Annotated in this window: 12 protein-coding genes; all 12 read right to left on the bottom strand. The window is 58.0% G+C overall.

Annotated features, from left to right (window positions below):
* On the bottom strand, nucleotides 1-774 hold a 774-nt coding region (locus WA354_RS02070; RefSeq protein ID WP_472811350.1), incomplete at its 3' end, for a hypothetical protein.
* A gap of 6 nt (nucleotides 775-780) precedes the next feature.
* A complete protein-coding gene (locus WA354_RS02065; protein ID WP_472811349.1) occupies nucleotides 781-2,532 on the bottom strand; it encodes a thiamine pyrophosphate-dependent enzyme in 1,752 nt (583 codons plus the stop codon).
* A gap of 67 nt (nucleotides 2,533-2,599) precedes the next feature.
* Entirely contained in the window at nucleotides 2,600-3,694 is a 1,095-nt protein-coding gene (locus WA354_RS02060; RefSeq protein WP_472811348.1) for an enolase C-terminal domain-like protein, read from the bottom strand.
* Nucleotides 3,695-3,715: 21 nt separating this feature from the next.
* A complete protein-coding gene (locus WA354_RS02055; protein ID WP_472811347.1) occupies nucleotides 3,716-4,192 on the bottom strand; it encodes a vitamin K epoxide reductase family protein in 477 nt (158 codons plus the stop codon).
* The gene (locus WA354_RS02050) at nucleotides 4,189-5,196 is read right to left on the bottom strand and encodes an SDR family oxidoreductase (protein WP_472811346.1); all 1,008 of its coding nucleotides are present in this window, start codon (nucleotides 5,194-5,196) and stop codon (nucleotides 4,189-4,191) included. The genes WA354_RS02055 and WA354_RS02050 overlap by 4 nt, the downstream gene beginning before the upstream one ends.
* An 84-nt stretch (nucleotides 5,197-5,280) precedes the next feature.
* Nucleotides 5,281-6,708, bottom strand: coding sequence for a cytochrome b N-terminal domain-containing protein (locus WA354_RS02045; protein ID WP_472811345.1), 1,428 nt, complete (start codon nucleotides 6,706-6,708; stop codon nucleotides 5,281-5,283).
* A gap of 2 nt (nucleotides 6,709-6,710) precedes the next feature.
* Nucleotides 6,711-7,274 (bottom strand): QcrA and Rieske domain-containing protein, encoded by a 564-nt coding sequence (locus WA354_RS02040; RefSeq protein WP_472811344.1) that lies wholly within the window; start codon nucleotides 7,272-7,274, stop codon nucleotides 6,711-6,713.
* 19 nt (nucleotides 7,275-7,293) lie between these two features.
* A complete protein-coding gene (locus WA354_RS02035) occupies nucleotides 7,294-7,899 on the bottom strand; it encodes a hypothetical protein (protein ID WP_472811343.1) in 606 nt (201 codons plus the stop codon).
* Complete coding sequence (locus tag WA354_RS02030) at nucleotides 7,892-8,737, bottom strand: cytochrome c oxidase assembly protein (protein ID WP_472811342.1); 846 nt, start codon at nucleotides 8,735-8,737, stop codon at nucleotides 7,892-7,894. Before WA354_RS02030 ends, WA354_RS02035 begins: the two co-directional genes overlap by 8 nt.
* 8 nt (nucleotides 8,738-8,745) lie before the next feature.
* Nucleotides 8,746-11,067, bottom strand: coding sequence for a cytochrome c oxidase subunit I (ctaD, locus tag WA354_RS02025; protein WP_472811341.1), 2,322 nt, complete (start codon nucleotides 11,065-11,067; stop codon nucleotides 8,746-8,748).
* Entirely contained in the window at nucleotides 11,064-12,026 is a 963-nt protein-coding gene (coxB, locus tag WA354_RS02020; protein ID WP_472811340.1) for a cytochrome c oxidase subunit II, read from the bottom strand. The genes ctaD and coxB overlap by 4 nt, the downstream gene beginning before the upstream one ends.
* 100 nt (nucleotides 12,027-12,126) lie before the next feature.
* The gene (locus tag WA354_RS02015) at nucleotides 12,127-13,938 is read right to left on the bottom strand and encodes a glycoside hydrolase family 15 protein (protein ID WP_472811339.1); all 1,812 of its coding nucleotides are present in this window, start codon (nucleotides 13,936-13,938) and stop codon (nucleotides 12,127-12,129) included.
* Nucleotides 13,939-14,319 lie beyond the last annotated feature (381 nt).

Raw genomic sequence — 14,319 nt, 5'->3', positions numbered from 1 at the left:
GGAGAGCGCAGGCAAAGCCGTAGTCGCCACCCTGCGCTTTTTGACGGAGAGAAACGCCGCTGCGGCCAGCACCGGAGCGAGAATGACCGGGCTCCACTGCACCTTGTAGCGAAAGTTGTTTTTGTAGTGCGAATAGTAAGCTTCAAATCCGCTAAGCAGCGCGCTGACGCCCGCGACATTCGCAACCTGGCGCTGGAATTTACCTTCGCGAATATCCTGCTCGGTTGAGATCAGATCGCGCCCGGCGCGTGGAGGCAAGATCTGAGCGAGCCAGCGATCACTCCTGTCCCCCTTGCCGGAAGTGAGTTGTTTTCCATCCTCCCGCTGCAGGTACGAAGCAATCAGTCCGAGGTAGGCGCTTGTGCCAAACAGAAGCGGCGCGAAGATCGGCGGCCCCATGATCATGTTGGTCATCGGCAAACGCCATCCGCCGGGCTTGCGATGTATGCCGCGGATATGAAAATAGAAGCCCACCCCGGCGTCGATGAGCGTCACAGAGGCGGCCAGGCGAAGAAGGCCGCGCGCCGCCCGGCGGCTGAAGAAACCCGCAATTGCGGCCAGGCCGAGGACCGCACTCAGTATCACCGGCGTGTACATCACGCGCCGGCTGTAGCTACCGCGATAGTGCTCATACGCTACTTCCAGGCCGCTAACGATGCTGGTTCCAGCGGTGAGCAGGGCGAGGCTCCGCTGAAACCGGCCCTCGCGAATGTAGTCGGCAGCGGTTTCGGCATCATGCACCGCGTCGCCGATCAATCTGTCGGGCGTCTCCATCTGCGCTTACACCACCTCGCGGATTTGATCTTCGGCGACGGTTTCGAGGATCTTCACTGCGTCCTTTTGTCCGCGAACCAGGGACTTGGCAAACTTGTAGGCCTGCTCCGTGGTCACCTTGCCGGGCATGGGCGGCTCATTCGGGTCGACGACAGCCTGCACTAAGCAAGGTCCGTCGTGGTTGAGAGCCTGGCGTAGAACGCTCTCCGCATCCTCCGGCCGGTCGAGGGTGTATCCGCGCGCACTGCACGCCTTGGCGACCATTGCGAAGTCAATGGGTTCCAACTCCACACCGTATTCCGGATTGCCCTCGAGAATCATCTGCTCCCACTTGATCTGCCCAAGAACATTGTTTTTGATAACGATTACTGTGACGCGCAGGTTGTATTTGACAAGCGTCGCCAGCTCACCCATAAGCATGGTGAGCCCACCGTCTCCAACGATGCAGACGACCTGGCGGTTAGGATATGCCACGGCTGCACCGATGCTGTACGGAAGACCATTGGCCATGGTGGCCAGCGAGCCGGAGAGAGAGAATTGCATCGCGCCGCGCATTTCGATGTAGCGCGCCGTCCATGTAGCGATGGTGCCGCTGTCTGACGAGACGATGGCATCATCGTCAAGCAGCTTGTTCAGCGTGTGCGTCACTACCTGCGGCTTCATCGGCATGTCTTGGCGCTTGCCGCGCTCCTCCATCAGCTCGTTCCAGGTCTTCATCCGCTCCTGCGCTTTCTTGAGGAATTTATTGTTCTTCCTTTTGAGCAGCGGCAGCAGCGCCTGGAGAATCGTCTTCGCGTCGCCAACCAATGCAGCATCAACCTGGTGTCGAAGACCGATGCGCGTGGGGTCCAGTTCGATCTGCACACACTTCGCTTGTCCCGGCTTGGGCAGAAACTCAATATACGGATAACTGCTGCCGATGAGGATGAGGGTGTCGCATTCTTCCATGGCGTCGACCGACGGCGCAGTGCCGAGAAGACCAAGTCCGCCTGTGGTGTAAGGACTGCGATCGGGAAGAACGGCCTTGCCGAGCAGAGCTTTCACCACCGGCCCGCCAACGGTATCGGCCAATTGAGCGACCTCTTCCCGCGCACCAAGCGCGCCCCGCCCAACCATGATCGTGACCCGCGAGCCATCGTTAATGATCGAGGCTGCCTTGCGCAAAAGTGTATCGGCAGGCCGCGCCGTCGAGGGCATAGCCCAGTCGCCGCTATGCCCTGCTACATTGGCGTTGCTGCGCATCTTGTCCGAGACAGGCCACTCCTGAATATCCTTGGGGATGCAGATGTGAGCGACACCGCGGCGGCCATAGGCCGTCCGCACCGCCATATCTACAACATTGACCGCGTGTGCCGGCCCCATCACGCGCTCGTTGAATACAGAAACGTCCATATACAACTTGTCCAGATCGACGTCCTGCTGGTAGTCCATTCCGATGAGGTCATGAAAGGTGTGCCCGGTGATCGCAAGCACCGGCTGCAGATCGCACTTCGCGTCATAGAGCCCGTTGAGAAGATGAATGCCTCCGGGACCCGACGTTGCGCAGCATACTCCCAGGCGTCCTGTATATTTCGCGTACCCGACGGCCGCGAAAGCCGCAGCCTCCTCATGCCGCACTTGTATAAAGCGGAGCCTGTCTTGATGAGTTCTCAGCGACTCAAAAAATCCATCCACACCGTCTCCCGGAAATCCGAAGATCGTATCCACTCCCCACTCGATGAGCCGCTCCACGACTAAATCTGAAACCTGCTTGGCCATTTTTTCACTCCTGATTTCGCATCTTTGGAGCGCCGCAACGAGGCGCTCAGGTGCACTTATCTCCCGGCTACGCTCGATAGCGCGCCGCATCTTTCTCCTTGAATTCGAGCCCTATCCCTGCGCGCGAGAGGTCGGGAATCATGCAACCTTCAACCGGTTCGCAGAACCCCTCGAAGAACATCCGCTCAATGCGCGCGTGGTCGTGAAAAAACTCCATGTGCACCGCCCTCGGCACAGCACAGCAAACATGTAGATGCATGCTTGGCCCGCAGTGCGAAGAGAGCGGCATGTTATGCGCCCAGCAAAGCGCAGCCGCATCCAGAAAGCCGCTGATGCCGCCGCAGCGTGTGCAATCAGCCTGCAGAACGGTGACCGCTTGCGCATCGAGCATCGCGCGAAAATACCACGCCGTGTAGCCGTATTCACCGGCGGCGATATCCATGCCCAGCGGAGCGCGCTCGCGCACCTGATTCAGTCCGATGAGATGATCGGAGCTTACCGGCTCTTCAAACCAGCGGACGCCCTGCTCCGCAAATCGGTGCGCAAGCTCGATCGACTGCGTGACCGTGTACGCCCCATTTGCATCGACAAAAAGATTGCACGTCCCGCCGATGGCCGTTCGGGCTGTCACGACGCGGGCTGGGTCCTTGTCGGGATGGTTGCCGATCTTCATCTTGACGCTGGTGAACCCATTCGATGCCCAGCCGCCGAGCTGATCGGAGAGCTGCTGATCAGAATAAGAAGTGAAGCCGCCGCTGCCGTAGACGGGTATGCCGACACGAACCTGTCCCAGGAGAGATACGAGAGGAAGACCCACCAGACGCGCGCGAAGATCCCAGATTGCGTTGTCGATTGCGGACACAGCCATCATTGCAATTCCGGTCTCGCCGAGATTGCGAATGCTTCGCAACATCTTCTGCAGAGTGGCGGCGTGACAGAAAGGATCGGAGCCGAGGACAATCTCATTGAGCAGCTTTTTAGCTGCGGCTGCCGTGCCTGCATCGGCGTAGGTGTAACCGAGCGCCCGCGTGCTACCGCATTCCAGTTGCACCAGCACCATCGAGGTGCTGTCCCACGAAAACGTGCCGTCGGCCTCCGGCGCATCCGTAGGGATCGTATAGAAACCGATCGACCCGCCCGTGATGGAATGTTCCTGCTTCATAGTTCGACCGAGAGCTTCCCGCTAGAAATCGGCAGCCGCTTTTCCCGTTTCCAGTTCGCTTGCGACGATTTGACGGCCCGCGATCAACATGGCGGCAGTACAAACCGCTGTTGCAGTGCACCACGAACACAGCCTGCGAAAAGAAACAACCTGGCGCAACACGTTGAAGGTCGCGAGAGACCCGTCGCCGAGCAGTTTGATCGCTAGGAGCCTGCGTGATTTAGGATTGCCGGCAGCGAGGGCAATGAGTCCAAGAGTGACGCCGTAACTGGTGATTCCGAGAATTCCGTCGGGAATGCCCAGCGGATATGCCGATTTCGATTCGGTGATTCGATCGGACGCAAAGATCGCTCCAGGCGGGTCGGGGAGATGATCGATCGCGCCGATCTGATGCGCGACTACGGGGATCAACGTAACCACGGCCGCGCAGGTGGCGGCCGTAAGAGCTTGGTTTGAGTTGAAACCATTCAGGCTCTCAGACGGCGCGGCGATTCTCATCTCCGGCTCCGCAATCCGAGCATCATTGCGCCCGTGCCGACCAGCGAAAACGCCGCCCACGCGAACCATTGCCGATGGAGCACGACAAAGATCTCCGCGCTGCTTCGTTTAGACCGATCATCAAATTTGCCTCGCGCGCTGTGTGCACCTGGCACATAGTCATACAGATTGTTCGGCGCATCGGGATCGCGCGGCTCATTTGCGATTTGTTGTGACTTGTATCCCGTCTTGCCGAGATAACGATCCAGCAGGCCGGGAACAAATCTCTGCGCCACGATCGCGTTCACTGTGGGCGACCCCACCCAATACTCGCGGCGCGGATTCTTCGCCATGCCTGCGGCGACTACTACCTCGGCCGCCACCTCGGGCTCGAAGATCGGTGGAACCGGCTGCGTGTTGTGCGGCATGCGATTCTTTACCCAGTTAAACTGCGTCGTATTCATCGCCGGCATTTGCACCGTGGTCAGCCGCACATTGCTCCTGTCGTGAAAGAGTTCGCAGCGCAGCGAATCGGTGAATCCATTAATGGCATGCTTGGCGCCACAGTATGCGGACTGCAACGGAATAGAACGATAACTCAGGGCCGATCCAATTTGGACGATCGTGCCCCGATCGCGCGGCAGCATGCGCCGCAGCGCAGCCTGCGTTCCATAAACAAATCCCAGGTAAAGAACATCGGTGACCCGCTTGTAATCGGAGGCCTCCATCTCCTTGACTGGAGAGAAAACGCTCACCATTGCGTCGTTCACCCAGATGTCGATCGGTCCCAGTTGTTCCTCGATCGCCGATGCGGCATGTTCCACAGCGCTCGCGTCGGAGACGTCTGTAGGAATGTAAATGGCATTGCCCCCGAGTTCTTCGCATTCACGCTGGGCAGCGGCGAGCCCCTCAGGATTGCGCGCGATAAGCCCGATCTTCGCGCCTCGTTTGGCATAAGCATGGGCGATCGCTCTACCCAATCCGGCAGATGCGCCGGTGACAGCAACAACAGGATATGAATTCATTAATTGACCCAATCCGCAATAAACACGCGCCTATCACGTAAGAGTCCATTGCACTCTGAGAGGATGCCTCTCGCGAAATGCGCCTTATCGCGCCTGCGTGATATCGGGTCCAGCGTGCGTCTTGCGCGTTTCAAGATACGCAACCAGGTCCGAAACCTGATCCGTGTGCAGTATGCCCGCGAAGGCGGGCATGTTCTTGCCGCCATTCAAAATACGGATAATCATGTCCTGCTCGGTCAGGTGGTTGCCCACGTTCGAGAGGTCGGGACCGCGAAGACCTCCAAGACCGTTGATCTCGTGGCAATATTCGCAACCTTTGTCATGAAAGAGTACCTGGCCGTGCCATGCCGCAGCAGAGGCGGTCGCGGGCAAGGAATTGGGAAGCGGTGGAGACTCAAAACGCGGCGACCATGGAGCAACCTTCCCTTCGCGCCACAATCCCAGCACGCCGACACACACGATAATCACCCACGCCACGGCCCAGGGACGGCGCCGCGGGCTGCGCTCTCCCCGATTGAAGAAGAAAGGCAAAGCGAGCATCGATCCGAAGATAATGAGCGGCGCAAGAAACATGATGTACGACTCGAGGCTGTGCGGGCTGAGTGCAAGCACGGCAAAATACCACAGCAGGTACCAATCGGGACGAGGGTCCGCGCGCAGAACGCTGGGGTCTGCCGGTGGCACCAGTTTGGGCGCGCCAATCGTAACGGCGAGCGCGACGCAGGCGGAGATGACCAGAGTCCCAAACAATGCATCGCGCCAGGCGGCATCGGGCCAGAATGGTACGCCTTCTTTGTCGAGGAGTTGCTTGTACTGCTTCTTGTAGGTCGCTGGGTTGACGGGAGCGCCCGCCTTCGGCGGTTCCGAGATGCCGTTATAGAGAACCAGATACAGATGCAGCCCGATAAGAGCCATGATGGCGGCCGGGATGAGGAAGACGTGAAAATCAAAGAAGCGGGTGAGCGTGATTCCGCTCAGGTGGTCTCCGCCATAAACGAAATGCGAGAGCCATCCCCCGATCAGTGGAAGCCGCGCGGCCTGCTTTGCCGCGATATTCACCGACCACACCGCGTTCTGATCCCAGCGCATTAACTGCCCCGTGAAGCCCATTGCGAGGGTGAGCATCAGCAGCAGAACGCCGGAGATCCAGTTCACCTCGCGCGGATATTTATAGGAGGCATAAAGAAAGACGCGCAGCATGTGGATGCCGATGAACAGGAACATGGCCGACGCGCCAAAGTAATGCATGCCGCGTACAATATGGCCGAACAAGGCTGCGTCCTGAATGTACTGGAGGCTTTGGAATGCGCTGTTGGTCGATGGAACATACATCGTCGCCAGTATTACGCCGGTCACGATCTGCAGGATGAATGAGAAGAGAGTAGCGGAGCCAAAGACATAGGCCCACTTACTCTCCCTGGGTACGGGATGTTCCATGATCGGCTTGATTTTGGAGATCAGCCCGGTTCGATCTTCGAACCATGCCACCATGTTCTTAAGAAATGCCAGCATGGTTAGGCATCCTCCGGCGGAGCTTGAATGCGGTCAGGCGTCACGAATGAACCGGGGCATCCCTTGCATGGCGAATCCGCCTTGGCATAGTTGACTTCAAGTGGCTTCCATTGCACCTGCACCTGCCCTTGCTGCACGCGCACGGGGAACTGCTGTAACGGCTGCGGAGGCGGTCCGGCAGCAACGTCGCCGTTCTTGTAATAAACGCCTCCGTGGCAGGGACACATGAAAAGCTCTGCGCTTGAAATCCAGCGCACCGGACAACCCAAATGCGTGCAAGTCGCGGAGTAGACCGTGAAGTTCTGCTCATCGTCGCGCCGCAGCCACGCGCCGACGCGCTGCGCTGGACCATCCCAGGGCAGACCGCCGGAGGTGACCAGGTTGATCTGCACCGTGGCGCCGACCGGAAATTGATCGAGGGAGCCCACATCACGCCACACAGCAGGAAACTTGCGAAGCATGGGGCTGAAGAAAAACCCCACGATCGGGATGGATGCCAAAGTCGCGGCGAACGCTCCTGATCCGATGCTGAGAGCCATCAGCAGACGTCTACGCGTAATTTTCACACCTTCCACTTCCACCAGATCATTCTCCTTGTAGCTCGCCGGTCCATCTCCACGCCGCGACTGCAAAAACTACGGACCCGATAAGGCAGACATACCAGGTCGTCGCAAGACCCATGGCGAAGGTCACGACGCCAAGCGCCATAACGGCTGGCGCACATGTAGGAACCGGCAGCCGCTCCGGCATCGGAAGGCTCCAGCCGGTCAGACGCTTACTTTCGAGGCTCTGCCGCTCAAGAAGATCGCAGACCTCCCGGCTCGCATGCGTCCACGGATAGCTAGGCCCGTCAGGCAAAGGAGCTTTTGGATCGGCGATTCCTCCACCCGGACGAAGGAGGGCTGTATTCTCCTCGTCTCGCGCGCCACGGCGCGCCAGGCGATCAAGTGGAGCGTTGCCTGGAGTGTCAGGCGACAGATCATCGAGACGTTCCCCCTTGGTTGACGGTGAAGGCAACACAGGAAGGCTCTTTGCGAGAATGGGCACGTCCTCTGGCGGCGCGCCTTCCTGAGGCACTTGTTTGTTTGTCGACCTTTGCCGAATCGCTCGCCAGGCTGCAACTCCGAACGTCGCTGCGTATGCGAACATGAGAGAAAGTTTCGCAACCTTTCTGTTCCGCTCCTCACTCATGCCGCACCTCACTTTCGAGTTCTGCAAAAGCGGATGCCGCTCCAGCATCCTCCTCGGTCTCCGGCTCCGCGTACCAGTGCGCCATCATTGCCAGCATTGCGACGAAGTAAACAGAGCATCCAGGAATCCACATCAACAGGCCTCCGAGGCGCTGATCGTAGGCTGCGGAGATTCCCCCCTCGTTGCGGATTAAGCCGAGCGTGCCGGGGTTGACATCGACCGGATAGAGATACGCCGGATAGTGTCCAACGCGCATGAAGGTGATGATGATCCCAAGCACAGAGTTCTCTGCGACAGCCGCGAAGAGGTAAAAGATCGCAGGTCCGATCGAAAGTCTCCTGGTGGGTACGGGGTGCATCACCGGCCACCAGAACATGGTCGCCGTAACCAGGAAGCTGAGATGCTGAAAGACGTGCACCACCTCATGTGCGAGAGCAACGTTATACAAGATGGGCACATGCCAGACGGTCATAACGCCCATGCCCAAACACCAAGCCACGATTGGCTTTCCTAGAACTCCCTCAAGGCGCGCAATGCGAGGTGACCGTAGCCATATCCGCGCTGTCTCTTCCGGGATACCCAGGATCAGAAGCGGCGGGACAATCAGAATCAGTAAAAGGTGTTGCGCCATATGTGCGCAGAAAAGATAGTTATCTCCGAGCACATCGATCGGCGACTCGAGAGCAATAAAGAGGACCAGGATGCCGAGCACGAAAGACACCCTGTGGGGCGTTGCAGCCTTCACCTTCCAGAAGAAGACTGCAATCATCACTACGCAGCCAACACAGACAGATGGGTCGAAATCCCACGCAGTCGTGAGCAATTTCGTTGTCGTCATGGTGTCAGTCATCGTGTTGACCATAGATACACCACCGAAAAGACGGCAATCCACACAACATCCACAAAGTGCCAGTAGGACGAGATACATTGCAGCGCCGTCCGCTGACGTTTACCCATCCTTCTTCGCCGCGAAATCACGAGGATCGTCCCAAGCAAAACCAGTCCGACGGTGACGTGAAGAGCATGAAAGCCTGTGAGCGTGTAGTAGGTGCTGCCGAACAGGTCCCGGCTCACCGTGACGTTCTCATGCAGCAGTTTGCGATATTCCTGCATTTCACCGTAGAGAAAGACGGCGCCGAGAAAGATGGTCGCTCCCAGCCATAGGGCGAGGCCGCGCTTTTCCCTGCGCAGTGCCCGTTCCGCCATGTACACTGTCAGGCTGCTGGCGAGCAAACACGCCGTGTAGAAGCCGGTCTTAAGTGGGTCGAGCACAGTGTGAGCATTCGGCCCTTGCAGGGACGAACCGGTGTAGTAGACATATGCCGCGATAAGACAAGCAAAGAAGATTGCCTCGGATGCCAGAAAGAGCGACACTGCAAACAAGGCCTTCTTTCGAAGGAGCCCTTCGAGGAACCTGCCGGCTCCTCCCGCGAATTCTGCTATTTCATGTTCTTCAATGCCGGAGTGTTTGCTCCGCGCCGGTGCTGTTGGCCTTTGTTTGTCATCCGATCGCTCCTTCAAATAGCGATCTTGTTGCAGCGGGTGATGCAGATCCCAAAGTGGACGCGGCCCGTGTACGGGCGGCACCTGGGCGAAGTTGTAAACAGGAGGCGGCGATGACGTGGCCCATTCGAGCGTCCACGCTTCCCAGGGATTGTTTCCCGCGATCTTTCCATGCTTGCGATTACGCAGCATGTTTGCGAAAAAGAAGAGCGTTGAACCCGCAAGCAAAAATGCGCCCACGCTGGAGATCATGTTCAGCAGTCCCCATTGCGGCATATTGGGGTAGGTCCATATGCGGCGAGTCATCCCCGCAAAGCCCAGCATGTGCTGAACAAAGAACGTCACGTTGAAGCCGATGGCGGTTGTCCAGAAGTGCCAGGTCCCCAATCTCTCGGAGAGCAAGTGGCCGGTCATTTTGGGCCACCAGTAATAGATTCCGGCGAACACCGCAAACATGGTCCCGCCAAACAGCACGTAGTGGATGTGCGCAACAATCACGTAGGTATCGGTGAGTTGCCAGTCGATTGGCACTACGGCGAACACAACGCCGCTGAGTCCGCCGATCGTGAATTCAATCAGGAATGCCGCGGCGAACTTCATCGCGGTGGTATAGCGAATCGCGCCGCCCCACATGGTAAAAACCCAGTTGAAGATCTTGATTCCCGTCGGCACAGCAATCAGCATGCTTCCGAAAGCGAAAAAGATATCCATCGAGTGCCCGAGGCCAACGGCAAACATGTGATGCGCCCATACCGCGAAGCTAAGCAGTGCGATGGCCACCGTCGAAGCCGCGACGAATCCATATCCGAAAATCGGCTTCCGTGAAAATACCGGGATCACCTCGGAGATGATGCCGAAGGCTGGGAGCACCATGATATAGACCTCCGGGTGCCCGAAGGACCAGAAGAAATGCTGCCACAGGATCGGCGAACCCCCCGCATCGGGAGTGAAAAAGCGCGCATGGAGCCCGCGATCGATCAGCAGCATCACCAGGGAGGCATTCAACGCCGGTAATGCAATCACGATCAGAAACGAATTCACCATCGTCATCCAGGCGAAGAGTGGGAGACGCTTCATCGTGACGCCCGGAGCTCGCAGTGTGAAAATGGTGACGATGAGATTGATTCCCGCCGCAACCGTGCCGATCCCGATCGACAGCAGGCCCAGCGCCCAGAAATCTACGCCCGGTTGCGAAGAGTATGGTTTCTCGCTCAGGGGCGCGTAACTGAACCAGCCCATATCCGGCGCATTGCCAAAGAGGACGCTGCAATAAATAAAAATCCCACCGAAGAGAAGCAGCCAGTAGCCGAGGGCGTTCAGACGCGGGAAGGCCACGTCCCGTGCGCCAATCATGAGCGGAACAAGATACATTGATAGACCGAGAAGCGTGGGCACGACGACCAAAAAAATCATGGTCGTACCGTGCAGCGTGAAAAGTTCGTCGTACGTCTCGGGCTTAAGGAAGTGATTGTTCGGAACCGCAAGCTGGATGCGCATGAACAGCGCTTCGCAGCCGCCGACGACAAAGAACCCCAGTGCCGTCAACAGATAAAGCACGCCAATTTGTTTGTGATCGCAGCTCGATAGCCACGCGAGCAAGGAATGCTTGTTTTCAAATTCGGCCAGGTTCTCAATCGGAGAAGGCTGGACGGCGATTTCACTCATCGCAAAGTCTCCAAATACGCCACAAGCGAATCTTGCTGCTCTCCTGTCAGATGAAGATTCGGCATCTTGCTGCCGGGCTTGATCAGGTCGGGATCATGCAACCACGCGGCCAGGTTGGGCGGCGTGTTCTGCAGCCGACCCGCCGCCAGTGTTTCGCGGCTGGCAACGTGCGTGAGGTCAGGCCCGATGCGGGCATGTGCCGCGGTTCCGCGGATGGCGTGGCAACTGGCGCAGCTCATCTGCAGAAAGTATTGCGCGCCCCGCGCCGCCGGCCCCGTAGAAGGAATCGAAGGAGTGCTCTGCTCATCCCGCTCCCATTGTGCAAAGTCCGAAGGCGTCTGCGCGATGACCCGGATGCGCATCCAGGCATGTTCTTTTCCGCAATATTCCGCGCAGCGACCGTAGTAAACGCCCGGAGCGTCCGCGGAGAACCAGCTGTGGTTTTCGACGCCCGGGATGATGTCGATCTTGCGGCCGAGTTCCGGAACCCAGAAATCGTGAATTACATCCGCCGAACGGAAACCGACATACTCCGGCTGATCCGCCGGGACGTGGATCTCATTGGCGGTTACGATTCCCGTATTCGGATAATGAATTTCCCACCACCACTGGTGGGCTACGATCAACATGTTGATCGCCCGGTTCGCGGGAGGATCGGACGCTTCCATCGCGCGAATCGAGAACACAGAAATTATCCCGAGAATGACGACAAAACTGATCGTATAGCCGAGTTCGAGCTTGACATTGCCGTACACGGGCTTCGGCGTGGCCTGTCCGGGCTTCTCGCGGAATCTGTGCGTGCAGTATGCAACTAGCCCCACAACCACCAGGAAAATGCCCAGCGCCACATACAGCACTCCATGCCCAAGGCTGGCGATGCTGTGAGCGTAGGGGGAATGGGGAGCAAAAACCGGGTAGGCGGCCGCGGGCTTCGCGGCAACTGCTTCTCCGAAAATCATTGTGAATGCCTGCTGTGGGGAGAGCAAGATGGGCCCGAGTTCGGCAGCTCAAATCCGCTGTCATTTTTTCTGATGCGCAGACGCGGAACCGTGCTGCCCGCTATCTCGACTGGGTCGAATCCAGATCCAGCAGCCGCGCCGATGTTCCTAACTCAAACGCCAAAGCAGAATTGATTAGCGCAACGTGCGAAAAAGCCTGCGGAAAATTCCCGACAAGGCCCTGTTTTGCGTCGTACTCCTCCGACAGAAGTCCGAGATCGTTCCGGAACTTGAGCAGCCGTTCAAAGTGAGCTCTCGCCTCGGCCATTCGTCCTTGCACAACGTAGACGTCCACCAGCCAGAAATTGCACGCCAGAAATGCGCCCTCACCAGCGGGAAGGCCGTCGGTCACGCGCTTCGTGTCGTAGCGCAACAACAATCCCTTCCGAAGAAGATTTTTTTCGATCGCCTTCACTGTGCCGCAAATCCGGGGATCGGACGGCGGGAGAAAGCCGACCAGCGGGAGCAGAAGAAGGCTCGCGTCCACGTGCTTGGAACCATAGGCTTGCGTGAAGCTGTTCATGCCCCGATGGAATCCGCGATCGCACACCTGTTTGTGGATCTTCGATCGAATCTTACGCCACCGATCAACCGGGCCCTTGATTCCATATTTCTCCACCATGCGAATGCCGCGATCGAACGCCACCCATGCCATCACCTTCGACTGCGTGAACTGCTGCGGTCCCAAGCGAAACTCCCACAAACCGCAATCCGGCTCTGTCCAGATCTTTTCCAGGTGTTCCAGCAGCGGAAGTTCCAGCGCTCGACCGCTCCTGTCTTCCAACGGGTAGAGGCCCATGCGGCGTGCGCGATAAAGCGCGTCCATGACTTCCCCGAAAGTGTCCAGTTGTAGCTGGTCAGATGCCTTATTGCCGATCTGCACCGGCTTTGATCCCCGATATCCGGGAAGCCATTTGGCCTCCCATTCGCTGTGCTCCCGTTTCCCGGTCAAACCATAAAGAGTCTTCAGCGTTTTTGGATTTCCTTGCACTGATCGGCTGAGCCACTCCAGCCACGCCTTGGCCTCGGTCCTATATCCGCAATGCATCAGGCCCAAAATCGAGAAGGTTGTATCGCGCAGCCAGCAGAATCGATAGTCCCAGTTGCGCCTTCCACCAACCTTTTCAGGAAGTGACGTGGTCGGCGCCGCGATGAAGCCACCCGACTCCGCGCTCGTGAGGCCTTTCAACGTGAGCATCGAACGCTCAACAGCGTCCCGATACTGTCCTTGATAGGTGCTTCGCGAAGTCCATTCAGACCAGTGCGCAATAGTTTCTCGCTCTGCGTGTTCGGCGTTAATCGCCGACGGTATTGGCTCCAAATAAGAATTACTGTGTTGCAGCGCGAAAAAGCTGGTTTCGCCTTCGTGCACGAGCCACTCGGACTCAATATCTCCCTTTTCACAGCGAAGCTGCACGTTGGTCCGCAGAGTTATACGATGCGGGCCTGTCACCGCGCTCCAGGTACAATCCTCCAACTGCTCCAGGCGTGGCTGCGCATTGCCATAATCGAAGCGCGGAGCAAAGCAGGTTCGCATTCGCGACCTGCCTGCAACCCCCCGCACGATGCGCACCACGCTTGACTGTCGCTTCCCCAAAGGCATGAAGTCGGTGACCGCGACGCGCGCCCCCGTGGCCTCAATGAAGGTCGTTTCCAGCACAAGAGTGCCGGGAAGATAACGGCGGACCGAGCAGTTGAAAGACTTGGGAGCAAGAAGCCAGCTTCCATTCGCTTCATCTCCAAGAAGGCTGGCGAAGCAAGCCTGCGAATCAAAGTCGGGCCAGCACAGCCAGGCAAGCCTTCCGGTCGCGCTAACTAGCGCCGCGGTGCGTAGATCGCCAATCATTCCATAGTCGCCAATCGCTTCGCTCAAATCATGCAGCCTCGGCTCCGGTTCTTGCCCGGGTTCTTGGTCCAAATGTTTTCTGTTGAGGCTGCTGCTGACGGCACTGGCAGCTCCAGCCCTGACAAAAGGGACGCCCGCGTTTCACGTTGAGTTGCATCGCTGTTCCACTTTTCGGAACTGGATTCGGACCCAAGAGCCTGCCCGCAATCTTTTGGACAGTGAGAACGGAGACTCACCGCAGGCTGACGGCAGGTGGACGGCGATGTGGGAGTTAATTGGATGTCGGACGATCCAGATGTGTGACAACGACCGTCTTCGGGCGGCGATCTCGATTCGGAGTTTGCTTCCGCATTCGTGCCCTGGGCGCTCTGCCGGCATGGAGGTCCCCATGGCTAAACAGAGTCATAG

The organism is Occallatibacter sp., from assembly GCF_049802275.1.
Lineage (GTDB): Bacteria > Acidobacteriota > Terriglobia > Terriglobales > Acidobacteriaceae > Telmatobacter.
This window is presented reverse-complemented; position numbering and strand designations above follow the sequence as displayed.